This window comes from Sedimentitalea sp. XS_ASV28 (genome assembly GCF_041224545.1).
Classification (GTDB): Bacteria; Pseudomonadota; Alphaproteobacteria; order Rhodobacterales; family Rhodobacteraceae; genus Sedimentitalea.
This window is the reverse complement of record NZ_JBGFGP010000109.1, coordinates 12,652-35,981: the sequence shown is the minus strand read 5'-3', so window position 1 is coordinate 35,981 and position 23,330 is coordinate 12,652. Positions and strand designations below refer to the sequence as shown.

The 23,330-nt window shown below is 60.7% G+C and carries 18 protein-coding genes; 9 read left to right on the top strand and 9 right to left on the bottom strand.

Annotated features, from left to right (window positions below; genetic code table 11):
• Positions 1-35: 35 nt before the first annotated feature.
• From addA to AB9K34_RS07875, 7 genes are all read right to left on the bottom strand, one after another.
• Complete coding sequence (addA, locus tag AB9K34_RS07905) at positions 36-3,419, bottom strand: double-strand break repair helicase AddA (protein WP_369953882.1); 3,384 nt, start codon at positions 3,417-3,419, stop codon at positions 36-38.
• A complete protein-coding gene (addB, locus tag AB9K34_RS07900) occupies positions 3,416-6,349 on the bottom strand; it encodes a double-strand break repair protein AddB (RefSeq protein ID WP_369953881.1) in 2,934 nt (977 codons plus the stop codon). Before addB ends, addA begins: the two co-directional genes overlap by 4 nt.
• Entirely contained in the window at positions 6,342-7,034 is a 693-nt protein-coding gene (locus AB9K34_RS07895) for a nucleotidyltransferase family protein (RefSeq protein ID WP_369953880.1), read from the bottom strand. The genes addB and AB9K34_RS07895 overlap by 8 nt, the downstream gene beginning before the upstream one ends.
• A complete protein-coding gene (locus AB9K34_RS07890; RefSeq protein ID WP_369953879.1) occupies positions 7,031-8,029 on the bottom strand; it encodes an aminoglycoside phosphotransferase family protein in 999 nt (332 codons plus the stop codon). Before AB9K34_RS07890 ends, AB9K34_RS07895 begins: the two co-directional genes overlap by 4 nt.
• Positions 8,022-8,501: a tRNA (adenosine(37)-N6)-threonylcarbamoyltransferase complex ATPase subunit type 1 TsaE gene (gene tsaE, locus AB9K34_RS07885; RefSeq protein WP_369953878.1), complete on the bottom strand. Its 480-nt coding sequence runs from the start codon at positions 8,499-8,501 to the stop codon at positions 8,022-8,024. Before tsaE ends, AB9K34_RS07890 begins: the two co-directional genes overlap by 8 nt.
• Positions 8,502-8,545: 44 nt before the next feature.
• Positions 8,546-10,102, bottom strand: a complete 1,557-nt coding sequence (locus AB9K34_RS07880; RefSeq protein ID WP_369953877.1) for a PAS-domain containing protein — start codon at positions 10,100-10,102, stop codon at positions 8,546-8,548.
• Positions 10,103-10,195: 93 nt separating this feature from the next.
• Positions 10,196-11,260, bottom strand: coding sequence for a tyrosine-type recombinase/integrase (locus tag AB9K34_RS07875; RefSeq protein WP_369953876.1), 1,065 nt, complete (start codon positions 11,258-11,260; stop codon positions 10,196-10,198).
• Between the two features lie 337 nt (positions 11,261-11,597).
• Here AB9K34_RS07875 and AB9K34_RS07870 point away from each other — a divergent pair, with 337 nt between their 5' ends.
• The 6 genes from AB9K34_RS07870 to phoB all read left to right on the top strand — a co-directional run bounded on the left by AB9K34_RS07870 (position 11,598) and on the right by phoB (position 17,634).
• On the top strand, positions 11,598-12,635 hold the full coding sequence (locus AB9K34_RS07870; RefSeq protein WP_369953875.1) for a PstS family phosphate ABC transporter substrate-binding protein: 1,038 nt from the start codon (positions 11,598-11,600) through the stop codon (positions 12,633-12,635).
• Between the two features lie 69 nt (positions 12,636-12,704).
• Positions 12,705-14,081, top strand: coding sequence for a phosphate ABC transporter permease subunit PstC (pstC, locus tag AB9K34_RS07865; RefSeq protein WP_369953874.1), 1,377 nt, complete (start codon positions 12,705-12,707; stop codon positions 14,079-14,081).
• A gap of 10 nt (positions 14,082-14,091) precedes the next feature.
• Positions 14,092-15,393, top strand: a complete 1,302-nt coding sequence (gene pstA / locus AB9K34_RS07860) for a phosphate ABC transporter permease PstA (RefSeq protein ID WP_369953873.1) — start codon at positions 14,092-14,094, stop codon at positions 15,391-15,393.
• Between the two features lie 23 nt (positions 15,394-15,416).
• A complete protein-coding gene (gene pstB / locus AB9K34_RS07855) occupies positions 15,417-16,214 on the top strand; it encodes a phosphate ABC transporter ATP-binding protein PstB (RefSeq protein ID WP_369953872.1) in 798 nt (265 codons plus the stop codon).
• Between the two features lie 12 nt (positions 16,215-16,226).
• Positions 16,227-16,931 (top strand): phosphate signaling complex protein PhoU, encoded by a 705-nt coding sequence (gene phoU / locus AB9K34_RS07850; RefSeq protein WP_369953871.1) that lies wholly within the window; start codon positions 16,227-16,229, stop codon positions 16,929-16,931.
• Between the two features lie 13 nt (positions 16,932-16,944).
• Positions 16,945-17,634 (top strand): phosphate regulon transcriptional regulator PhoB, encoded by a 690-nt coding sequence (gene phoB, locus AB9K34_RS07845; protein WP_369953870.1) that lies wholly within the window; start codon positions 16,945-16,947, stop codon positions 17,632-17,634.
• 504 nt (positions 17,635-18,138) lie between these two features.
• Here the strand turns inward: phoB and AB9K34_RS07840 are convergent.
• Both AB9K34_RS07840 and AB9K34_RS07835 read right to left on the bottom strand, forming a co-directional pair.
• Complete coding sequence (locus tag AB9K34_RS07840; RefSeq protein ID WP_369953869.1) at positions 18,139-19,671, bottom strand: hypothetical protein; 1,533 nt, start codon at positions 19,669-19,671, stop codon at positions 18,139-18,141.
• A gap of 532 nt (positions 19,672-20,203) precedes the next feature.
• The gene (locus AB9K34_RS07835) at positions 20,204-21,205 is read right to left on the bottom strand and encodes a zinc ABC transporter substrate-binding protein (RefSeq protein ID WP_369953868.1); all 1,002 of its coding nucleotides are present in this window, start codon (positions 21,203-21,205) and stop codon (positions 20,204-20,206) included.
• 77 nt (positions 21,206-21,282) lie between these two features.
• On the opposite strand from AB9K34_RS07835, the gene AB9K34_RS07830 reads away from it, so the two are divergent.
• Genes AB9K34_RS07830 through AB9K34_RS07820 form a run of 3 tightly spaced genes read left to right on the top strand, consistent with a single transcriptional unit; the run spans position 21,283 to position 23,329 of the window.
• A complete protein-coding gene (locus AB9K34_RS07830; protein WP_369953867.1) occupies positions 21,283-21,780 on the top strand; it encodes a transcriptional repressor in 498 nt (165 codons plus the stop codon).
• On the top strand, positions 21,777-22,532 hold the full coding sequence (locus AB9K34_RS07825; RefSeq protein ID WP_369953866.1) for an ATP-binding cassette domain-containing protein: 756 nt from the start codon (positions 21,777-21,779) through the stop codon (positions 22,530-22,532). Before AB9K34_RS07830 ends, AB9K34_RS07825 begins: the two co-directional genes overlap by 4 nt.
• On the top strand, positions 22,532-23,329 hold the full coding sequence (locus AB9K34_RS07820) for a metal ABC transporter permease (RefSeq protein ID WP_369953865.1): 798 nt from the start codon (positions 22,532-22,534) through the stop codon (positions 23,327-23,329). Before AB9K34_RS07825 ends, AB9K34_RS07820 begins: the two co-directional genes overlap by 1 nt.
• The last annotated feature ends 1 nt before the right edge of the window (position 23,330 follow it).

Here is a 23,330-nt window from a genome sequence, read left to right as displayed (position 1 = left end):
ATCAGGCTCCTCGATCATTGCGGGTTGGCAGGAACCTATGAATGCGCGCTGCCATCGTCAAGAGAAGGTGCGCGCGCCAGGGCGTCTGACACAAGATCGTGTGGAAATGACATAAGTTTCGCGGTGCGCGTCCACAGGATCGCAGTTTCAATGCGGTGATCCGGATAGACCTGACCCAGCATGGCGGCATAGGCGCCCATCTGCCGCAGGAACCCGTCGGGGCACGCATGTGGCGTTTCAGGAACCGTTGCATTGGATTTGAAGTCAATCGCCCGCACGGTGTCGCCATCGACGATCAGGCGGTCGATCTTGCCGTGAAATCTCTGTCCCTTGATCTCTGCGGTCACGGGCACCTCGGCCAAGGTACTGGCGGAGAATATCCTTCCAAGCTCGGGATGCAGCAACACGGCGCGCGCTTCCGCCAGAAGCGACATCCGCTCGTCATTCGCAAGGTCCGACAGGATGCTCTCCGCCACGCTTCCCCATTCTGCCTGTGAAAATTCCGGCAGATGTTCAAGAAGCAGGTGGATCCGGGTGCCGCGCAGCTTGGCCGCCTCTTCGTCGAGGCCAGACTCTCCAGGCAACGCCTTGGCCCCGCCAAGGTCGGATGGGCTGCGTGCCGGCTGGCGTGCGGCGGGCGGCGAGGCCTGCGTTCTGAAGATGTCCGGAACGGCAATTGTTTTGCGGGCGGACCCGGCCATCTCTTGCACGTCTGACGCATACCAGTCGCCATGTTCCAGCCGCAGGCCCGGTCCGCTTTCAAAGATGTGCTCGTGCGCACCAGCCTCGGTCATCGCGCTTTCGACCATCTGATACCAACTGTCACCGGACTTGCCCAGATCACCGGCGGCGGCAACGATCAACCACTTTTCGGCCCGTGTCAGAGCCACATACAGCAGCCTGAGCCGTTCGTTCAGCTGTTTTTGCTGCGCGCGGGCATGCGCCGCCGACATCGCGTCGGGCATGTCGTCCGCATTCATCCGCCAGACCGGCATGTTGCCGACGGTCATGATTTCGCCCGCACGGGGCGGTCGCCGTTGCCCGGTATCGGGCAGGATCACGATGGGTGCCTCAAGCCCCTTTGCTCCGTGTACGGTCATCACCCGGACCATGTTGCCCGCGCTGCCCATCTGTCGCTTGATTTCAAGATCGTCGGTTTCCATCCAGACCAGAAACCCGGTCAGGCTCGGAATATCCGATCGCTCATAAGACAGCGCCTGCGAGAGCAGGGCATTGATGCCGTCCTCCGCTTCGGACCCCAGACGCGCCAGCAGCCTGCGCCGGCCGCCGTGGCGCGTCAGGATCCGTTCGATCAGGTCATAGGGGCGAAGGAAATCGGTCTGGCCCCGCAGATCGTTCAGGATCGACATGGTGTCGGGAAATTCATCCGCCCGTTGTCGCAAGGCAGTCCACAAGAATGGCGAGTCGCGGCGATGGGCGAGATCGAAAATGGCCTGCTCACTCCATCCGAACAACGGTGATCGCAACGCCGTTGCCAAAGACAGGCTGTCTTCTGGCGTCGCCAGAAAGCCAAGAAGTGCCGCCAGGTCCTTGACCGCAAGCTCTGCACCGACCTTGAGCCGGTCGGCCCCTGCAATCGGCAGGCCCACCGTCTTGCAGGCCCGAATGATCTCTGCAAACAGGTCGGAGCGACGCTGAACCAGGATCAGGAAATCGCCGGCCCGGACCTTGCGGCGCAGGAATGTCCCCGGCCTGTCGCCGTCAACCGGAATGGTTTCTCCTTCTGCGATCATCGTCTTGATCGAATTTGCGATCTGCTCCGCAAGGATCAGGTTGTGATGTCGCGGGCTGGGCCGGTCGATGGGGTCTGTCCAGACCCGGTCGTCATCGTTTTCGACCTTTTCAACCACGGGCCAGAGATCGACCCGACCCGGAAGATCGGATTTGAAGGCCCGGTGATGCGAGTCGGATCGGAATCCGGCATCTTCGTGCCCGGCGAACACGATATCGACCAGTCGCAGGATCGCATCGGACGAACGGAACGAATAATCGAGCGTCAGATTCTGCAAACCGTCGCCCGATCCGCCAAGGCGCTGGGCAAATTCGGCCTGCATCCGATCGAATTCATCTGGGTCCGCACCCTGAAAGGAATAGATCGACTGTTTCTTGTCACCGACGACAAAGATGGTGCGCAGCTTGTCCGCATGCGCGCCCCGGCCGCTGGTGAATTCCTGCGCTAGTTTCTCGATAACGTCCCATTGCACGGGGCTGGTATCCTGGGCTTCATCCACCAGAATATGGTCGATCCCGCCGTCGAGCCGGTAAAGGACCCATTGCGCCACCGCCGGATCGTTCAGCAATTGCCGTGCCTTGAGGATCAGGTCGTCAAAATCGAGCCAGCCGCGCACCTGTTTTCGGCGCGCGTATTCGGGCAGGAAAGCCGCGGCGAATTCATGAAGCGCAAGCGATTTGCGCCCGCAGACCAGCGCCAGCCGCAAGCGGCGTGCTGCTTCGATGCGCAGCATGAAGGCGTCAAGTTCGTCCATAAGCTGCGGATGCGCCGCCCGCGTGGCCTTGGTCGGAACTGTGCCGATCTTGGCGGTAAAGGGTTCCTTGGCGCCTTTTCCGGTCAGGAAAACCGACTCCAGCAGCGGCAGATCGGACAGTTCGGGCCTTGCAATCGCGGTCAACTTGGCTGCGAGCGCCTGTTCGGTCTTGCTCCCGTCGCGCGTGGCGTCGCGCAACCGGGACAGCAATTCGGCCTCGCCGCCCAGGAACATGTCCTCGCGCAGGCGTGTCTCGTCATACCCCTGCGGCAGATCGAGCCTGCGCCACAGCTCGTCACCGTCAACGGACTGTTCGAACAGGTCGCGTTGCTGCACCAGCGCGCGGGTCAGCCCGTCAAACGCGGTGTCGTTCAGATGGCGCGCGATGCCATCAACCAACCGGGTCTGTGGTCCGTCGGCGAAATCCTCGACAATCTCGGCTTGCAACAGTGCTGCGGCGCGATCTTCCATCTCGGTGAATTGCGGGCTGACCCCGGCTTCCAGGGGGAACCGCCGCAGAAGCGAGGCGCAGAACGAGTGAATGGTCTGGATCTTCAGGCCGCCGGGCGTTTCGATTGCGCGCGCAAACAGGGTGCGCGCATGGGCCAGCTGCCGCGATGACACCGAGCGCGAAACACCGAGGTCAACCAGCGTCGCGGTCAGGTCCGCATCGCTGCGCATCGCCCAGTCGCCAAGCCGCCGGAACAAGCGGTTCTGCATCTCGCTCGCTGCGGCCTTGGTGTAGGTCAGGCAGAGGATATGTTCGGGGCGCACGTCATCCAGCAACAGGCGCGCCACACGGTCGGTCAGCACGCGCGTCTTGCCCGATCCGGCATTCGCGGCAAGCCATGTCGAGGCGTCCGGGCGCGCGGCCTGCACCTGTCGTTCGGTGGCGTCATCGCGCGCGGTCACGACAGATCCTCCGGAACCGGATCGTCAGACCTGTCCCATTCACCGAACCGGGCAAGATGATCGAACTGGCCCGTGTCGGTGTCTTTCTCCAGCATCCGGCGTGCGGTGAACCCCTGGCTTTCGGATTGATAGGCGATGATCAGCTCCCGCAGTTCGGCCAACACCTTGGCGCCGGGCTCCTCGGCCAGCGGCGCGGGCACATTTGCGCCGGGGCCGCCGACGCGCAGGAACACCGCTTCGGCCACGATCGCCGGGGCAACGTCAGGGAACCCGCCTTCTTCCGCGATCGCGGCTTCGATCAGCAATTGCTTGTCGAACCTCGCCTGCTGGCTTTTGGTCGGCGGCGCGCCGGTCTTGTAGTCGTAGATATGCAGCGCGCCGGTCTCGTCCATGTCGATCCGGTCGGCGCGCCCGGTCAGCGTAAAGCCGAGATCCGCCAGCGGATATTTCAAACCCGCCTCAAGTTTGTTCGGCCACGCGATGTCACGGCGCGCCCGTTCCTCCGCGAGAAACGAGTCGACGGTCCGCGCCAGCCGGGCGAGCCACAATCGTCGCGCCGCAGGCCATGATACATCCGCCGCTAGCTGAGCTTCGGCAAAGCGCAGGAATACATCTTGGGTCAACTCATCGGGATGATCCGCCGTGTACCTGATGAATGTTTCGAGAAAATCGTGAATTGCCGTGCCGCGCAGCAGGGCGTCAGGCTCCTTGAGCAACGGATCGAGCGGGCGCAATCGCAGCACGTGTTTCGCATAGATCGCATATGGGTCGCGGATCAGTGTCTTGATTTCGGTGACCGACAATTGCGATGGCCGCGAGATTACAGGCGGACGCGGCGAGGGGCGTTTCGCGGGTGCGACACGCGGTGCGCGATCCAGTTCATCGGCCCAGTCGAGCCAGGTGCGGCCCCGTTCGATCATGCCGGCGACGGCCTCGGAACCGCCCTGGTCCGGCAAGCCGGTCAACAGGTTCAGAACCCGGTTCAGCCAGCGGGACGGAACGGTTTCTGCGTCATCCGACCGCAAGGACCGCGTGAGCCAGACCTCGGGCGCGCAGGCCGCCTGTTGAAAGTCATGCGCCGAGAGACCGATCCGGCGTTCAGGCAGCAACAGTCCCGCCTCGTGACGCAACCTGCGGTTCAGCCAGGGATCGGGGTCGGGCGCTTCGGGCCAACTGCCTTCGTTGAGTCCGCCCAGAATCAGCAGGTCCGCACCCTGTACACGGGCCTCAAGAGTGCCCCAGATCATGACGCCTTCATGGGGGGCGTTCGGGTTGCGCACCTCTCCGCCGGTCAGCAACGAGCCCAGCAGGTCGGCGAACTCACGTGCCGTCATGTCGCCGCCATGTTCGGCCTCGGCCTCCAGAGCGGTCAAGACTTCCAGTGCCTCGGCTCCGGCAAATTCGGTCCAGAGCTCGCCGCTCCCGGTTCCGGCGGTGCCCCGCGCAATCGCCTCGGCAAGAGTGCGAAGCCGCTCGCTCCAGACGGTCAGCGGCTGTGCCCCGGCGATGACTTGACCGGCAAAGCAGGTGATCAGCCAATCAACCCATTCCGGCGCCGGTGTATTGTGCTGCTTTTTACAGGTTGCCGCGAGGGTTTCGGCGGTCGGAAAGGGCGGCCCGTTGCGGCGCAGGTGGAGTTCAAGATCGCGGCTGTACAGCAAATGCTCACCGCGCTGCGCCTCGCTATGGCACAGCGGATGCTTGAGCAGCGTCAACAGCGTCTCGCCGTTCAGCGGTTTTGCAAACAGCCCGGCGACATGGCGCAAGAAACGTCCGGGCGGTGACAATTGCAGCGGCAGACCCGCGCTGTCGTCGGGGCGGATTTTCCAGCGATCCAGCGCGGCAGCGACCTGCCGGGTCAACATGCGATCCGGGGTGATCAGCGCAGCGGTTTGTCCTGTTTGCGCGGCCTGTCGCAGCCGAAGCGCAATTGCCAGCGCCTCGGTGCGCGGCTCCGGGGCCTGGATCAGGGTGACATCCGCCGTCGCGCCCGCCAGATCGGCCAGGCCAGGGCCTTCGGTCAGCCAGGCATCGGTCACCGGGGCAGGGCGAAGCGCAAGCGAAATCAATCTGTTACGTTCTGGTGATGGCGGTCTGGCGTCGGTCCACGGTGCGATGTCTCCGGGCGCGAGCTCAAGCATGTGCATCAAGTGGCGGAACCGGTATTGTGGATGGTCCTCGGAGTCGAGCGGCTCATCAAGCCGCGACCATACGGCGTCGGGCTGGTCAAAATCATATCCGGGCAGCACCACGGCCCCTTGCGGCAATCGCGCAACCGCGTCCATCAGAAGTGCGGTGGTTCCCCGCGAACCGGTCGATCCGGCCAGAATGATCGGGGTCTGCGGCGGCGATATGCGCCATCGCGCGATCAATGCCTCGACAAGGTTTCTCTGGCGGGTCTGCGGATCCATCGTCAACCCGGTCTGCGCGGCGAGATATTGCTCGGCAATGCCAAAAAACTGTTGCGCGCGCGCCCAGTGGCTCGACATGTCGCTGACATCAAGTTCGCTGATCCTGCCGGGCGGCACGCCTTCGCCCTGTAGTTCATCCATCAGTTCGGCAAGGCTCTCGGCGAGGGCATAAACCGATGAGCGCGCGGCGAGATCGGGTTGCTGATCCAAAAGGCGGCTGACCAGCTGCGCCAATTCCAGCCGTCGGCGCAGCGACGATGTGCTCGGAGGCAGGACTGCCGCGCTTGCCGCAATTTCGGTGAGGAGCGACACCTTGGGTAACAGTCGGGCAGGGCCTGCGTCAAACAACGCGCGTATGCGCCGGATCATCCGCTGGGTGTTCACAACGAGCCGGACCCGCGCGAGGGCCATGGGATCAGCGGACGCAGATCGCGAGAGCAGGCCCGCGATCAGTTCGGCGGGAAAATCGACGCCCGGAGGTAGCGCAAAGACGCGGGGTTTGTCGGTGGGTTCAAACATCTGTTTCCCGCAGCATGTTCTCGGCCAGCGTTATCCCGGACGGCCGCCCGACATCGCACCAGCGGCCCGGATAGCGCAGGGCAAAGAGCTTGTCCCTGCTCAGCATGTCGTCCCACAAGAGGTTGAGTGAAAATGCCCGCTCTGGAATGTCGTGCAGCCCGCCCGTCTTGATGATTTGCGCTCCGCCGTAAACGAACGCCTTGCCCCGGCTGATCCGCCCTGCGTCATCGACGTCAAAGTCGCCTTCGCCTTCACGACCGACTGTTTGCGCGATCGGGACGCAGACGAGGAGCGCGTCCATCCGGTCCGGATCCCATGCCTGCTGCAAGAGAGCCAGCGGGTTGGGACCAGCCCAGATCGCATCGGTGTTCATGGTGAAGACAGGGCGATCTCCCAGCAGAGGTAACGCGGCGCGCAGGCCGCCACCGGTGTCGAGGATCTCGGGGTGCTCATGTGAGATGGTTACGCCAAGCGGGTGCAGGTGACGTTCCATCTGGTCGGCTAGGTAATGGGTGTTTGCGACAACCCGCGCCGGGTTGATGTCCCGGACCAATGCCAGCGCGTGATCGACCAGCGGTTTTCCGGCGACCGGTATCAGCGGCTTGGGGCAATTGTCCGTCAGCGGCGCCATCCGGGTTCCGAACCCGGCGGCAAACAGCATCACGGCGTCAGGTCGGGACGTCATGTGGTTTTGAGGCATTTCAGGTTGTCCGGGGTCGGTGCCGGCAAGGTATCACGCAGCAGATCCGCTACCGGCGCCAGCGCCGGATGGTCAAGATCCTGCATGAGGTGGTTCCAGACCCGCGGGATCAGGTCAATGTAATGCGGCTTGCCAAATTCACGGCCAAGTCGCGCGAAAACACCCAGAATCCGCAGGTTGCGTTGTGTGCCAAGTACCGCATAAGCAGCCCTGAAGGCATCTGGTTGTTGACTTGAGCCGGAAAGGTAGCGGGCGATCATCGCCTCTTGCAACTCCGGCGATACATCGCGCCGGGCATCTTGCAGTAGCGATACCAGATCATAGGCGGGGTGCCCGGCCATCGCATCCTGAAAATCGAGCAAGCCAACCCGCGCGGGGCCATCGCGATCCGGTAGCCAAAGCAGGTTTTCCGCATGATAATCGCGCTGGATCAGGACCGGCTCTTCCGGGGCGTGTTTGGCGCAGATATCCAGGAACAGGGACCGGAACCGATCTTCGCCATCGGCGCGGCCTTCAATTCCATCGCGATATTTCGAATAGGCCAGGGCCGCGAGGTCGGTCATGAGCGCTGCGTCGTAGGCATCGAGCGCAGGCAGGGGCGCTTTGTGCAATGTCAGCAGGACATCGATTGCCGCCTCGTACAGCAGTGTTTCGCGTTCTGGCGTGGCCCGGACCACACGTGCATAGAGATCGTCGCCCAGATCCTCGATCAGAAGGAAACCATGTTCCGCGTCTTCGGCAAGGATTCGCGGTGCGCTCAGCCCGATTTTACAGAGATGCCGGGCGATGCGCGTAAAGGGGCGGATATCTTCGCCTTTTTCGGGCGGTGCATCCATGAGAACCGCGGTTTCACCCGTCCCAGGATGGCGCAACCGCTCGTATCGGCGGTTCGAAGCGTCACCGGCAAGCGGGCCGCGCGTGGCACCGGCCCAATCGGTTCCGGCCAGAAACATCGTGGCGCATGCATCGCGGTCAGCCATTTTCGCATTGCTCCATCTTTGCGCACCATTTCGGATCGGACCACGAACAGGTCAGGATGCGGCTTGTTTCACATGACGGATCGGTCGCAAAGGCCAGATGCAGCGCCGAAGGCGGCGCAAGATCACCGAGCCGGTCGGGCCATTCGACAAGACAGATTGCGGTTTCGAATGCATCCGAAAGGCCAAGCTCTTCGACTTCGTCGAGCGCGGTCAGCCTGTAGAGATCGGCGTGCCATAATTCACTGGTCGCGGTGTCGTAGGTCTGTACCAAGGTGAAGGTCGGGGAGGGCACGTCTTCTGGAACGTCTTGCAGGGACTGGATCAGGTGGCGTGCGAAATGGGTCTTTCCTGCGCCGATCGGCCCGGCGAGCAGCACGCAATCCCCCGGCACCAGCAATGCGCCAATCCGTGTTGCCAGATTCGCGGTGTCTTCGGGGCGTCGCAACAGGATTTCTTTGTGGGTGTTGGTCATTGCGCCACAATGCAGGGGCGCGATTCCGGTCGCAAGCAGCTTTGTCAGCCTGCCGTCAGTTCAGGACGCTTTTGCACAGCCTTGCGTGGCTCATCCATCGAATGGCTGAAGCGAATCATGGTTGCGCCGCGCTGGATCGGATTGACGCTACAGATCATGGGTTCTCCGGATTTCCGGTCGATCCGCGCCCACCACTCCGCGCGGTTTTCCTGGACGGTTACAAAGTCGCGTATGTCGCCCCAGACCGGGCTTGCCATGCACTGTCTCTGCCAGGTGCGGCTGGAATCGAGGATCGATGTCTGCGCGAACGAATTTTCGGGATCCACGCCCCACAATTCGTGATACGCGGTGTTGGAAAAGACCAGATCGCCGGTCATGGAAAAGACCGCGATGGCATCGTCGATCTGATCGAAAACCGATTGCCACAATTCGAGATCCGAACGGAACCGGCGCGTCAGGGTGATTTCTGCGGTGATGTCTTCGATCAGGAATGCGACCGCGCCGTCAGGATGTTGTCGCCCGCTCACCGAATAGACCGATCCCGAGGGCAGCGACCAGGTCTCCTGATAGCGGCCATCGGTTGCGGCTTCGACGAGTTCGGCCATCTGTTCGCGCCAGCTGTTGTAGTTCTTGGGTTCCGGCATCATCCGGCTGTCGCGCAGGCGGTCAAAGAATGACATGATTGTCGGTCGGCCACTCAGGAAATCGGCGGGCAGGGCGGTCAAATCCACCAGTGCGGGGTTGAACAGAACCAGCTGGCGGTTGCGGTCAAAGATTGCCAGCCCGATGGAAAGCTGGGCGAACGTCTTTGCCAGCGTCTGGACAAAATTGCGCTGTGCGAGTTCCGCGTCGACAATCGCGTTGACGTCAACGGCATATATCAGCGTACCGACGTCGCATTGAACGACCGACACATCGAACCAGAGTTTCTTGCCGGAACCGGAAATCGTGAGACCGCGGCGCGATCGCTTGGTCGGAATAGGAATATCGCCCGCAGGTCCAAAGAGCGCCGAGTCCTTTCTCGCGGGTTTGCCCAATACGGTTTGGCTGAGCTTATCATATGCGGTGTTGAACCAGATGACATCGCCCGCATCATCGACACACCAGACAGGGTAATGTGTGCTGTTGACCGCAAAACGCAGGGTTTCAAGCTCTTGCGCCGCGTCTGCGAAGGCATTGAAGAGATCTGCGGATTGCGGGTTGTCTTCGCGCCGCCGACGCATCGAAACCCGTGTGATCCCGTCGATCCATTCACAGTGGATTTCGCTTGGATTCTTCGGATCCGGCGCCTGAGCGACAAGTTGACCGCTGACTTTGACGATGTCCTGGGTTTTCGGGAATGTGGGATAGAGCGTGCTCAGCTCCTCGTGCAGATCTCGCCAGAGGCAGGGGCCATCGGGCAGTTCAATTGCCTGTCGGGCGCGGGTTGTTGCATCGACCAGATCGGCGCCATCGAATATCCAGACGATGTCTTCATCGGTGTCGGGGCCAACCGTTCGGGCCCGTGGGCGCGCCGCCAGAAAGCGGGATGCCGCATAGGCAAAGACGAGGCATGTTATGGCGAGTATCATGAGTTCGATGATCGGTACCCCCCGGAACATTCTAACCCCTGCCAAGAGAATTGCTTCAGTTTGTCCGCTCATTGGTTAACGCGATGTTAAAGGCGTGAGCCACAATGTCGGTCACAATAATGCTCAAAGTCCGGCCGCCTTGGTCAGGTTGACGCGAAACCGGTCGCGGCGGCGCTGGTAGCGACGGGTCATTTCGGCCGAGGCATGGCCAAGGTGTTTCTGGACGTATCTTTCATCGACGTCAGCGCTTGACGCGAGTCCCGCGCGCAGGGAGTGGCCGGAGAAAAGCGCAAGGCGTTCGGCCTCGGGCAGTTCGGGGCGCAAGCCGGCATCCAGCACCGTTTTCTTGATCAGCCGGGCGATATGGCGGTCGTTCAGGCGGTCGTGAAGGGCGCGCTTGCCATCGCGGGTGGTGCGCACAAAGATCGGCCCGAAATCGATCCTGGCATAATGCAACCATTGTTCGAGCGCGTGGACAGGACAGGTCCGGTCGCTGGAGCCGCGTGCGACTTCGACCTCGCGCCAACCTGTCTTGGCGTTAAGCGTGAGCAGCGCGCCGTCGGCGAAGAGTTCGACCCAGCCCTTGCTGTCGGGTGTGTCGTCCTTGGCAAAATCCAGAGATACGATTTCCGAGCGCCGCAGCCCGCCCGCGTAGCCCAACAGTAAGATCGCACGATCACGCAAGCCGCGCAGGTCGAAGGGCAGGGTGGCGACCATCGCGATGATGTCTTCGGGAAGGATCGCCTCTTTCTGTACCGGTGGGCGGGCATGTTCACGTTTGATGCCTGCCAGAACGGTGGCGATATGACGGTTCTTGCGGTCGAGCGTGAGCCCGCGCTGGGCATAGTTCCAACTCAGCCCAGACAGCCGCCGGTCGATGGTTGAAACCGTCAGCGCAGCGGACCCGTCCGACGGGGCGGCGAGATTGGCGAGGTAGAGACCGATCAGTTCCGGCGAGGGCGGCAGCGGGTCTGTTCCCCTCAACCGGGACCACCGCGAAAAATGAGCCCAATCCCTGGCATAGGCCTTGAGCGTATTCTGCGATGCGGATTTTTCCGCATAGGAACGCGCGGTTTGCACAAGCCGGTCCAGCGTACCCGACCCGGCTACATGCGACGGCACCGCGATGGCGTCGTCATCGGCCGCCATATCCTTTTTGGACTTCGGGTATTCCGTGCTTGCTGACATTGTAACCCGTACCCACCCTGCCATTGGCGCTCTGAGTGATTCTAGCCGCAAGACGGGCAACAGCGCAATCGGCGCGCGATACGTCCGATCCGGACACCGGAATTGTTCTGTTGCTGTCCTGTTCGCCCAAAACCCGGCGGAAATCCGGAATCCGGAACCGGGCGCTGCACCATTCAATCTGGAATTGAATGAGTTTGAGCCGTGGCAACAACCCGACCCGTGATCCGGGCGGCTGTTACAAAACCGTCACAAAATTTTTGCATAAGCATCACCGAATCTCTCTACCCACGCGGCAGAGATCGACCCAACCGATCTGGAATGACAATCAGGAGATACCATGTCTTTCACCAAGTTTTCTGTGTCGACGCTGGCACTTCTTGCCGTGTCTGCCACAGCCGCAGCCGCACGTGACGAAATCCGTATCGTCGGGTCGTCCACTGTTTTCCCCTACACGCAGGCCGTGGCCGAGCAGTTCGCCAACAACACCGGCGCACCTTCTCCGATTGTCGAATCCACCGGCACCGGTGGCGGCATGAAAATCTTTTGTGGCGGTATCGGCGAGCAGCACGCGGACATCACCGGCGCGTCGCGCGCGATGAAAGCATCGGAATACGCGCTGTGCCAGGAAAACGGTGTGACCGAGATCTCCGAGGCCATGATCGGCTTTGACGGCCTCTCGATGGCCGTATCCCGCACCAATGATTACCCCTGGGATCTCAGCCTGAGCGAAATCTACCTGGCGCTGGGCGCGCAGGTGCCGGTTGACGGCGAGTGGGCCGACAATCCGTACAAGACCTGGGACCAGATCAATCCGGAACTGCCTGCGGTGGAAATTCTGGCCTATGGCCCGCCGCCGACCTCGGGCACCCGCGATGCCTTTGTAGAACTGGCGATGCATGCCGGATGCGAAGAACTGGCCTATGTGCATGACGGTGGCTTTGACGGCAAATGGGTCAAGGAAAACTGCTCGCGCATGCGCACCGACGGTCCCTTTGTCGAAGCCGGTGAAAACGACAACCTGATCGTTCAGCGCCTGGAAGCCGACCCGAATGCCATGGGAATTTTTGGCTATTCGTTCCTCTACGAGAACCTGGACAAGCTGAAGGGTGTGATGATCGAAGGCGTCGAGCCCAGCACCGACACCATTGCCGACAAATCCTACCCGGTTTCGCGCCCGCTGTTCTTCTATGTCAAGAACGCACATCGCGGCGTGATCCCGAACCTGAACGAATTCATCGAAGAGTATATGTCGGATGATGCGCTGGAAGCCGGCGGATACCTGTCCGAGCGTGGCCTTGTCGCCCTGTCCGATGACCGCCGCACGGAGCTTCAGGATGCCGTTCTGAACGGTAATGCGATGACGGCGCCGGAATAACTCTCGGGGTTGAACGAAAACCCGGGGCGCACCCACGCGCCCCGGGTCCTTTTTGAAAAGAACAGGCCTATGACAGCTCTTCCATTCATTCTGCTCATCGTTGCCGTGATCGCCGGCTACCTGGTCAACCGCATGGCGGCCCGGGCGATCCGCGACGATGGAAACAGGCTGCACTCACTGACGAATTATCACGGATTGTTTTCGGCGTTGCTGATCCTGGTGCCGGTGCTGACCTTCATCCTGCTCTGGCTTGTGCTTCAAGGCCCGGTGATCGACACCATGGTGATGCGCGGACTCCCGGGGGGGTCGCTGGATGGTTTGGGCTCTGGCGGAACCCAGCTTGTGCTGGCCGAGATCAAGTCGATTGCGAACGGCCAGGTGTTCGGAACGCCCGAAGACTGGAAGGTCGCCGCGGCCGAGCGTTACACACAGTTGCAAACCAACGCAGGCTGGGCGCTGGTTGTTCTCGTTGCGCTGCTGTCGCTTGCCCTGCTTGCCTTTGCCCGTTCGCGCGTGGCGGCCGATTTCCGCGCCCGTCAGGGTGTTGAAACCATCGTTTCCGGCCTGATGATCTTCTGTTCGACCGTGGCGATCTTTACCACGATCGGCATCATCGTTTCGCTGACCTACGAAACCGCGCGTTTCCTGGACGCGGTTCCGCTCACCGACTTCCTGTTTGGCACGAACTGGGAGCCGCAGATCCCGCTGCGTGAAGACCAGATCGCCGCCGAAGGCGCGTTCGGATGGTTGCCGGTATTTGTCGGAACCATCGTGATCACGGTGGTAGCTCTGTCGGTGGCCGTGCCCATCGGGTTGTTTTCGGCGATTTACCTCAACGAGTTCGCGCCGGGCAAGTTTCGCGCCGTGGTCAAGCCCTTCCTCGAAATCCTCGCCGGGGTGCCGACGGTGGTCTATGGCTTTTTCGCCATTCTCGTTGTCGCGCCGGCCATCCGGAGCTTTGGACAGTCGGTGGGCCTGGATGTCGCGCCGAACACTGCGCTTGCCGCCGGTGGCGTCATGGGGATCATGCTGATCCCGTTCATCTCTTCCTTTGCGGACGATGCGCTGTCGGCGGTTCCGCGCGCGCTGCGTGACGGGGCGCTTGGCCTTGGTTCGACGCGCGGCGAAATGATGACGACGGTGCTGTTCCCCGCCGCGCTGCCCGGCATTGTCGGGGGGATTTTGCTCGCGGTCAGCCGCGCCATCGGCGAGACGATGATCGTGGTGATGGCCGCCGGTCTGATCGCCAAGATGACGATCAACCCGCTCGACAGCGTGACGACCGTGACGGTTCAGATCGTGACCCTGCTGATCGGCGACACGTCGTTTGACAACCCCAAGACACTGGCGGCCTTTGCTCTTGGCATGATGCTGTTCCTTGTCACCCTGATCATCAACATTTTCGCCCTGCGCATCGTGCGCAAGTATCGCGAAGCCTACGACTGAGGCCCTGGACATGACCGATATCACAAACGCGCCCGGCGCCTCTGCCCGACCCTCGTCGACGGACCTTGTGGCGGCGTCGCTCAAGGCGCGCCACCGCAAGCAGAAGCGGCTGCAATGGATCGGCCTCGGGGCGATCTCCATCGCTTTCCTGATGCTCTTCATCCTTGTCGGCTCGCTGGTGAGCACCGGCTGGCAGGCCTTTACCCAGACCCATGTCACGCTTGACGTTTATGTCGACCCCGAGGAAATTCCCGAAGCGCGCCTGCCGCGCGGCGGGTTCGACGACGCGCTCGCCGCATCGCTTGGCAAGATGCTGCCCGGTGTCGATATGAGTGATCGGGCCACCGCCCGCGCGGTCGAGCAGATCCTTTCCAACGGAGCCCAGTTCGAACTGCGCGACAAGGTGGTGGCGGATCCTGCGCTGATCGGACAGACGATCAGCATGACCGTCCCGGTTTCCGACCCGTTCGATCAGCTGAACAAGGGGCTTATCGACCGTGACACGCCCGAACAGAACCGCCGGGTCAAGAATAACGAAATCCAGTGGTTTGACGATCTCAAGGCAGATGGCGCGATTTCCAAGCCCTTCAACTGGGCGCTCTTTACCAACGCGGATTCGCGTTTTCCGGAATTGGCGGGTCTTAAGGGGGCGCTTATCGGGTCTTTCTGGGCATTGTTGACCTGTTTCCTGATTTCGTTCCCGCTGGGGATCGGCTCGGCGATCTACCTTGAAGAATTTGCTCCCAAGAACAAGTTGAGCGATTTCATCGAGGTCAACATCAACAACCTGGCGGCGGTGCCGTCCGTGGTCTTTGGCTTGTTGGCGCTGGCGGTGTTCATCGGCTGGTTCGGCCTGCCCCGGTCTGCGCCCTTTGTCGGTGGTCTGACGCTGGCGCTTATGACCATGCCCACCATCATCATCGCCACCCGCGCTGCGCTCAAGGCGGTGCCGCCGTCGATCCGCGAAGCCGCGCTCGGTCTCGGTGCCTCCAGGCAGCAGGTGGTGTTCCAGCATGTTCTGCCGCTGGCCATGCCGGGTATCCTGACCGGCACGATCATTGGCCTTGCACAGGCGCTTGGGGAAACTGCGCCGCTGCTGCTCATCGGCATGAACGCTTTCATCACTTCGGCCGCCAGCAGCCCGTTCGAAAGCGCCACCGCCCTTCCGACGCAGATCTTCATCTGGGCCGACAGCCCCGAACGCGGCTTCGTTTCGCGCACCTCGGCTGCTATCCTCGTCCTGCTTGGTTTCCTCGTCATCATGAACATGGTCGCGATCTACCTGCGGCAGAAATTCGAACGCAAATGGTAAGCGCTCCGAAAAAGGAACTCGATATGAACGACATGAGAAAAATTGAGCGCGACACCGAGTCGGCAGAAGCCAAGGTCAGCGCGCGTGGCGTAAACGTGTTTTATGGCGATACCCACGCCATCAAGGACGTGAACGTGGATATCGCCAACAACAACGTGACCGCCTTTATCGGTCCGTCCGGCTGTGGCAAGTCGACCTTTCTGCGTTGCCTGAACCGGATGAATGACACCATCGACGTCTGCCGCGTCGACGGCAGCATTCAACTGGACGGCGAAGACATCTATGCCAAGAGCGTCGATCCGGTGCAATTGCGCGCCCGCGTCGGGATGGTGTTTCAGAAGCCGAACCCATTTCCGAAATCCATCTATGACAATGTGGCTTACGGTCCCCGTATCCACGGGCTGGCCGCGTCGAAATCGGAACTGGACGACATCGTTGAAAGTGCGCTGCGGCGCGGTGCCATCTGGGACGAGGTCAAGGACCGGCTCGATGCGCCTGGCACCGGACTGTCCGGCGGCCAGCAGCAACGCCTGTGCATCGCCCGTGCGGTGGCCACGGAACCCGAAGTTCTGCTGATGGATGAGCCCTGCTCCGCGCTCGACCCGATTGCGACGGCTCAGGTCGAAGAGCTGATCGACGAACTGCGTCAGAATTTCACCGTCGTCATCGTGACCCACTCGATGCAACAGGCCGCGCGTGTCAGCCAGAATACGGCCTTCTTCCATCTTGGTGAGCTGGTGGAATTCGGTGAAACCGGCAATATCTTTACCAACCCCGAAGACCCACGTACCGAAAGCTACATCACCGGCCGTATCGGCTAAAGGATACTACCAATGTCTGAACAAACTCACATTGCTTCGGCGTTTGACCGTGATCTCGAAACCGTACAGGCCCAGATCATGAAGATGGGCGGGCTTGTCGAGGCGGCGATCAACGCGGCGGCCCGTTCGCTGGAAAACCGCGACGAGGAACTTGCAGAGCAGGTGCGCAAGAACGACAAAGCGATCGACGGACTCGAAGATCTGATCAACGAGGAATGCGCACGCGTCATTGCCACCCGCGCGCCCACCGCCAAGGATCTGCGTCTGGTTCTGTCAGTCACCAAGATCAGCAACAATCTCGAACGGATCGGGGATTATGCCAAGAACATCGGCAAGCGCACCACTGTCCTGTCGCAGATTCCGCCGGTCAATGACAGCGCGGGCGCCCTGCGCCGCATGGCGCGCGAGGTCGAGGAGATGCTGGAAGACGCGCTGGACGCCTATGTTCAACGCGACGTGGCGCTGGCCAAACACGTGATCGAGCGTGACCGCGAGGTCGACCAGATGTACAATGCCCTGTTCCGCGAATTCCTGACCTTCATGCTTGAAGATACGCGCAATATCACGCCCTGCATGCATCTGCATTTCATCGCCAAGAATATCGAACGGATGGGCGATCACGTCACGTCGATTGCCGAGCAGGTCATCTATCTGGTTACCGGCGAACGCCCCGATGAAGAGCGGCCCAAAGCCGATACAACATCCTTGACTGCATAAGGTCCAAACGCCCATGTCTGCCGACAAACCCACCGTTCTTGTTGTCGAAGATGAACCGGCGCAGCGTGAAGTGCTGAGCTACAACCTTGCTGCCGAGGGTTTTCGCGTCTGTCAGGCGGAAAACGGCGATGAGGCGCTGTTGGTGGTCGACGAAGACACGCCCGATGTGATCGTGCTCGACTGGATGATGCCGAATCTCAGCGGTATCGAGGTCTGCCGCAGGCTCAAGACGCGGCAGGCGACGCGCGCGATCCCGATCATCATGCTGTCGGCGCGTTCGGAAGAGGTCGACAAGGTGCGGGGCCTGGAAACCGGTGCGGATGATTACGTGATCAAACCCTATTCCGTGGTCGAACTCATGGCGCGCGTGCGGGCACAATTGCGCCGCTCGCGTCCATCCGCCGTTGGAATGCAGCTGGAATTCGACGATATCCTGCTGGACGGTGAAACGCACAAGGTCAGCCGCAGTGGAAAGCCGATCAAACTCGGTCCGACCGAGTTCCGCCTGCTGCGTAATTTCATGGAAAAGCCCGCGCGGGTCTGGAGCCGGGAACAGCTTCTGGACCGGGTCTGGGGCCGGGACATATATGTCGATACCCGTACGGTCGACGTGCATGTAGGCCGACTGCGCAAGGCCCTGATGCAACACGGCGGCGATGATCCCGTACGAACGGTGCGCGGTGCGGGCTATGCGCTTGGCTAAAGCGTTTCGCGATTAACTTGAAACATCTGGTATCACCTGACGCGTTGAAATCTTTGATTTCAGGCAGTTTTAGGTGATTCAGGTTTACTGCGAAATGCTATAGGCACGATATCCGCGCCGCCCAAAGCGGGATGCCTTTATATCCGGACCTTTATCGCGTTTCCATCAATGGCAAGCTCCGGGCAAGGAGCATTCCAGAGGCGAGATCGGATGATGCGAGGTCATTGGTGATTATGACGCTTGCCGAGCCTGTCGTTCTCGGCTCAGCCCTGCGGCATTGCTTTTGTGTTCCAGTTCGTCATGGTTCAGCCGCCGTCGCACATAACGGGTTCAGCACGCACGCTGCCTGAAATACGCACATGAGTATCCGCCGAAGCGTTTCGCAATAAAACTGATACACCTGATGCGTTGAAATCAGATATTTCAACACATCAGGTTACACTGGATGTTTCAGGTCGGTCGCGAGACGCTCTGGCGCATCGACGCAAGTGCGAACGCGATGGGTCAGAACAACAGGATATCGTCAACGTAGTAGGTGTCGATCACATTGCCTTTTTCGTCAAATTCCTGGGTGCGGCTTTCCCAGCCATAGACATCTGCGGCGTCGGTGGTTGTCTGCAACGAACGGTTCCCGGCTTCATCAAATTCGACTTCGCGGATCCGTCCGTTATCAAAGGTTATGATACGACCCGTTTTGATCGTGCCATCCGCATTGAATGTCGTCACCCTTTCATTCCAGACATAGGCGTCGGCAGTGTCGGTCATGGTCTGCGACACGCGGTTCCCGGCGTCATCAAATTCGACTTCGAGAATCCGCCCGTCATCGTAGGTTGTGGTCCGGCCGGTTTGCGTTACACCGTCTGAATCAAAGGTGCGCGTCGAACTCGACCAGGCTCTGCTGTTGTCGGTGTCGAAAACAAGGCGCGCCATTTGCACGTCCGTTCCCGTCATGAAGTTGATGATCACGTTGTCCGCGCTAACGATAACATCCGCGTGGGTTCCGTCCGAGAAGGTCAAAAGTTCAATATCGATGAGCGTGTCGACACCTTCGTTGACCCCCGACCACGTGTTGGTGTCGGTGATCCTCAGCGCGCCATCGAAGGAAAATTCAAACTCGTCCCACGCGCCATCAAGCTGAACTTCGTCAGTACCATCGCCACCGTCGAAGATGTCGTTGCCTTCGCCACCGATAAAGACGTCATTGATGAACCCGTCCGGGGGGAAGCCGCCGCCGGTGTCACCCATCACCTCGTCCCAGGCGATGTCTTTCATGAATGACGCCAGCGCAGCTGACGGCGCATCGAAGGCTTCGCCCCATTGCCCGTATTGCTGCAGCGCCACATCATCCGGGCGTCGCCCGAACACGGTCGTGTATTGAACGATTGCGACGAGATAGTTCCCGATGTCGTTCATATGAATGTCGTCGACAAAGAGTTGCCTGATGTCGGTAATGCCGGGCACGTTTCCTTCGGCTATTTCATCATAGAGCCGTCCCATCACTTGCCCGACCGGGATCAACTGCATCTCGGGGGCACCCGGGGCGCGCTGATCGTTCACGGCGTCGACGATGGCTTGCCACTGGGGCAGGGCATGATCGATGCGCTCTCGCCAGGGTATGTCGTCTTCCGGATCGTAATCGACGTCAAACCCCTCGGTCCCGGTCCGCAGGTCATGCCATGTCTCATACATGTAGACCTTGGTATTCGGGTTGGACGAAATCGCCAGATTGTAGAAGTTAGACGCGCCTTCGACCGCCTCTGCAAAGCTGGGATTCGGCACGCCCTCGGTCAGGATCAGGACATCAGTCTGCCCCAGCCGAAGTTCTTGCTTGGCATTGACGCCAAATCCGGCGAGTTCAGCCCGGTTGGCGTTTTGCCAGCTCCACCACAAGGGGGAGCCGTTGATGATATGCTCCTGAACCGTGCCGTTTCCTCCGGTCTGGGACATGAACGCCCTCAGAATGGCCGGCATATCATGATTGACCAGGCTATGGCCGACGAACAGGATGTTGGAATCCAGAGAATTTGTACTAGGCATCAGAATTGCCAAATCTTGTTCGCGTTCTGGTTTACAGAACGCGGCATCGCACACGACATTTGCATGTTCATCCCATCACTTTCGTGGATCTGAAAAGCCCGGAGTGGTCGGGATACATCCAGATCTAATCCCCAACGCATAGAATCTGTCTATGCAGCGCACGCAGAATAACGCTGGCGAAGGGGTTCGTCCAGCGGTGTTAAAACGTGAATTAATCTCAATTAGATCTAGCACAACGTGTATGGGGTTGCCAAGTTGTTCCAGTATCAATTGAAAAGTTTGAATTCTCCGGCGATCATATGCTCATTTCGGTAACATCGCTTGTGCAGAGGTCCAACGCGGGTTCCGGCGCGGTGGCCGGGGATAACGGCAACTTTCCGCTGTTCGGGCGGCCCCGAGCGGTCCAGCGGGGGCCGACATCCCGATTATTCGAACCCCCGCGCGCGACCATGTCACTTTGCCAAAGCCCATGGCAGTCTCGGGCTCCTTGCGGTAATGCGCATGGATTTTTGACCGGTGATCGAGGGCGCGATCAAAGGCATGAGGCAAGTGTTGTCGCGATATTCCGGATCAATTGGGGGTAGAGGCCGGGCCCCGGCTCGAGGGTGGCTCCGATCGGGTCGATGATTGCGGTGTTGGCGTCGGTGCCATCCAGCACCGTCGATACGAGGCCGGGATTGAATTGCGGCTCGGCCAGCACGCAATCGACTTCTTCATGCCGGACACGTTCCTGGATTTCCGCGATCCGGGCAGGGCTTGGAGCGGCAGCGTCGCTGAGCGAGATCGCGCCCGCTGCGGGGAAATCGAAATCGGCTTCGAAATACTGGAACGCGTCGTGGAACACGATAAAGCTCTTGCTGCGAACCGGATCAAGGATTGCGATCACATCGGCGGAGAGCCCTGCCAGCTCTTCGCGCGCGGCGGCTGCGTTGGCGAGATAGTTGTCGGCGTTTTCCGGATCCGCAGAGGACAATTCCGCCGCGATCAGGTCGACCCAGACGGCAGCGTTTTCGGGCGACAGCCAGGCATGCGCATCATGTGCGCCATGGTCCTGCGCGTGCTCTTCATCTTCCGCATGGTCGTGATGATGGTCGTCCTCGTGTTCATGGGCGTGATCGCCGTCCGCGTGGTCGTCATCATGCCCATGATCGTCGTCCCCATGCGAATGCGATTCAAAGAGCGCACCTTCCCGAATGTCGAGCAATCTGGTCTCGGCCGCCTCCAGCAGGGTTAGGTGGTCGGCTTTCGATGCGAGGGTCTCGATGGCGTCCCGCATCCACGGCGCGAGTTGAGGGCCCATCCAGATCACGATATCCGCGTCCTGAAGCGCGGCCGCTTCGGAGGGGCGCAAGCTGTATTCGTGAGGGGATGCGCCGGGGGGTAATATAAGGTCGGGTGACCCGGTCCCCTGCATGACGCGCGCGACCAGCGAATGCACGGGTGCGATGTCGGTGACAACACGGGGTACGTCGGCCATGCCGGTTCCCGCCAGGAGCATGGCAGAGATGGAGAGGGATGCAAGCGTTCTGGACATTGAGGCCTCTATGTGATTTCATAACATCAAGCTTCGATTAACTGATATACAATAACATGACAAGTGAGGCGCGACGGATGCCTGCTGAAAATGCACCGCCTATCGGGTTCGAGGATCACGATCATCGGGCATGCGTTTCGCGTGGTTTGGCCGCGGCGGAGGCGCGTTGCGTGGACAAGGGCCTGCGCCTGACACCTGTACGGCGCAAGGTTCTGGAAATTCTGCTGCAGGAACACCGGGCATTGGGCGCATATGCCATTCTCGACCTGCTGCGCGACGAAGGGTTCGGGTCGCAGCCGCCGGTTGCATATCGCGCGCTCGATTTTCTGGCCGAGAACGGCTTTGTCCACAAGATCGAGCGCCTGAATGCCTTTGTCGCCTGCACGCAGCCCGGCGAAACCCATTCGCCGGCCTTCATGATCTGCCGCCTTTGCGAGTCTGTGGCGGAAACGCAGTCGGCACCGTCCAGGGGCGGATTGGGATCCGTCGCGCGGGCGGCCGGGTTTCACATCGAAAAAACGGTTGTCGAGGCCGAGGGCATCTGCCCTGCATGTGCGGACAAGGCTCACGCATGAGCCTGATTTCTGTCAGGAACCTTGGCGTTGACTATGGCGCGCACAGGGTGCTGCGTGACGTCGATCTTGTGCTGGAGCCGGGCGAGATCGTTACCATCGTGGGTCCCAACGGATCGGGAAAGACGAGCCTGTTGCGTGCAATTATCGGTGCAACCAAACCCACAAGCGGCTCTGTCACGCGCAAGCCCGGTCTGAAGATTGGTTATGTCCCGCAGCGACTGCATATCGATCCGACGCTGCCGATCACAGTCGAACGTTTCATGCGTCTGACGGATCGGGTGCCGCGTGAAGCGTGCCAGGCGGCACTCGACGCGGCAGGCGTTCCGACCCTTCTGAAGCAGCAGATGTCGCATCTTTCGGGCGGACAGTTTCAACGTGTTCTGCTGGCACGTGCCCTGATCAACAAGCCCGACATATTGTTGCTGGACGAGGCGACACAAGGGCTGGATCAACCGGGTTCGGCGGCCTTCTATCAGCAGATCGAGGCGGTGCGCCAGGATACCGGCTGTGCCGTCTTGATGATCAGCCACGATTTGCACGTGGTGATGAGCGCGTCCGATCGTGTCATCTGTCTCAATGGTCATGTCTGCTGTGAAGGTGCGCCGGCGGTGGTGGCCTCGGCACCGGAATATCGCGCATTGTTCGGGAGCGGGACCGGTGGCGCGCTGGCGCTCTATCGGCACGATCATGATCACGGCCACGATCATGATCACGATCACCACAGCAAACACAGTCACGAGGCAGCCGAGTGATGCTTGATGATTTCATGACCCGCGCGACGCTCGCCGGGGTCGGCGTGGCATTTGCCGCTGCGCCGCTTGGCTGCTTCGTGGTGTGGCGCCGGATGGCCTATTTCGGCGATGCGACGGCCCACGCGGCCATGCTCGGCATCGCCTTGTCGCTTGCCTTGCAGGTCTCGGTCTTTGCGGGGGCCACCGTTGTTGCGCTCATCATGGCCTTTGCGGTGACCCATCTCGCGGGACGTGGGTATGCGATGGACACCTTGCTTGGGGTTCTGGCGCATTCGTCATTGGCGTTCGGCCTTGTCGCGGTGTCATTCCTGTCCGGGATACGGATCGATCTCATGGCGTATCTGTTCGGTGACATCCTCGCCGTATCGCGCAGCGATCTGCTGGTGATCTGGGGTGGCGCGGCGCTGGTTGTCGCGATGATTGTCTGGCGCTGGTCCGCGTTGTTGACCTCTACATTGAACGAAGAACTGGCCTATGCCAGCGGGCTCGATCCAAAGCGCGAGCAACTGATCCTGACGGTGTCGCTGGCGATTACCGTTGCGGTCGCGATCAAGGTCGTCGGGGTGCTGCTGATCGCTGCCATGCTGATCATTCCGGCAGCGGCCGCACGCGGTCTGGCGCGCACGCCCGAGGCAATGGCAGGGATCGCCGCGACCATCGGCGCGATCTCTGCGGTTGCCGGATTGCAGGGGGCCTATCTGCTCGATACCCCGGCGGGTCCGTCGATCGTCTGTGTCGCCGCGCTGTTATTCGCGGTGCTGAACCTGATGGGGTGGCGAAGCCGCAGCGCAAGCTGAT

Excerpts from the sequence above, each read along its gene's own strand:
- AB9K34_RS07840 (WP_369953869.1), bottom strand. The coding sequence starts at position 19,671 with ATGCCTAGTACAAATTCTCTGGATTCCAACATCCTGTTCGTCGGCCAT.
- AB9K34_RS07880 (WP_369953877.1), bottom strand. The coding sequence starts at position 10,102 with ATGTTCCGGGGGGTACCGATCATCGAACTCATGATACTCGCCATAACA.
- tsaE (WP_369953878.1), bottom strand. The coding sequence starts at position 8,501 with ATGACCAACACCCACAAAGAAATCCTGTTGCGACGCCCCGAAGACACC.
- AB9K34_RS07830 (WP_369953867.1), top strand. The coding sequence starts at position 21,283 with ATGCCTGCTGAAAATGCACCGCCTATCGGGTTCGAGGATCACGATCAT.
- pstC (WP_369953874.1), top strand. The coding sequence starts at position 12,705 with ATGACAGCTCTTCCATTCATTCTGCTCATCGTTGCCGTGATCGCCGGC.
- AB9K34_RS07875 (WP_369953876.1), bottom strand. The coding sequence starts at position 11,260 with ATGTCAGCAAGCACGGAATACCCGAAGTCCAAAAAGGATATGGCGGCC.
- AB9K34_RS07895 (WP_369953880.1), bottom strand. The coding sequence starts at position 7,034 with ATGACGTCCCGACCTGACGCCGTGATGCTGTTTGCCGCCGGGTTCGGA.
- pstB (WP_369953872.1), top strand. The coding sequence starts at position 15,417 with ATGAACGACATGAGAAAAATTGAGCGCGACACCGAGTCGGCAGAAGCC.
- AB9K34_RS07835 (WP_369953868.1), bottom strand. The coding sequence starts at position 21,205 with ATGTCCAGAACGCTTGCATCCCTCTCCATCTCTGCCATGCTCCTGGCG.
- AB9K34_RS07825 (WP_369953866.1), top strand. The coding sequence starts at position 21,777 with ATGAGCCTGATTTCTGTCAGGAACCTTGGCGTTGACTATGGCGCGCAC.
- phoB (WP_369953870.1), top strand. The coding sequence starts at position 16,945 with ATGTCTGCCGACAAACCCACCGTTCTTGTTGTCGAAGATGAACCGGCG.
- pstA (WP_369953873.1), top strand. The coding sequence starts at position 14,092 with ATGACCGATATCACAAACGCGCCCGGCGCCTCTGCCCGACCCTCGTCG.
- addB (WP_369953881.1), bottom strand. The coding sequence starts at position 6,349 with ATGTTTGAACCCACCGACAAACCCCGCGTCTTTGCGCTACCTCCGGGC.
- AB9K34_RS07820 (WP_369953865.1), top strand. The coding sequence starts at position 22,532 with ATGCTTGATGATTTCATGACCCGCGCGACGCTCGCCGGGGTCGGCGTG.
- AB9K34_RS07870 (WP_369953875.1), top strand. The coding sequence starts at position 11,598 with ATGTCTTTCACCAAGTTTTCTGTGTCGACGCTGGCACTTCTTGCCGTG.
- phoU (WP_369953871.1), top strand. The coding sequence starts at position 16,227 with ATGTCTGAACAAACTCACATTGCTTCGGCGTTTGACCGTGATCTCGAA.
- AB9K34_RS07890 (WP_369953879.1), bottom strand. The coding sequence starts at position 8,029 with ATGGCTGACCGCGATGCATGCGCCACGATGTTTCTGGCCGGAACCGAT.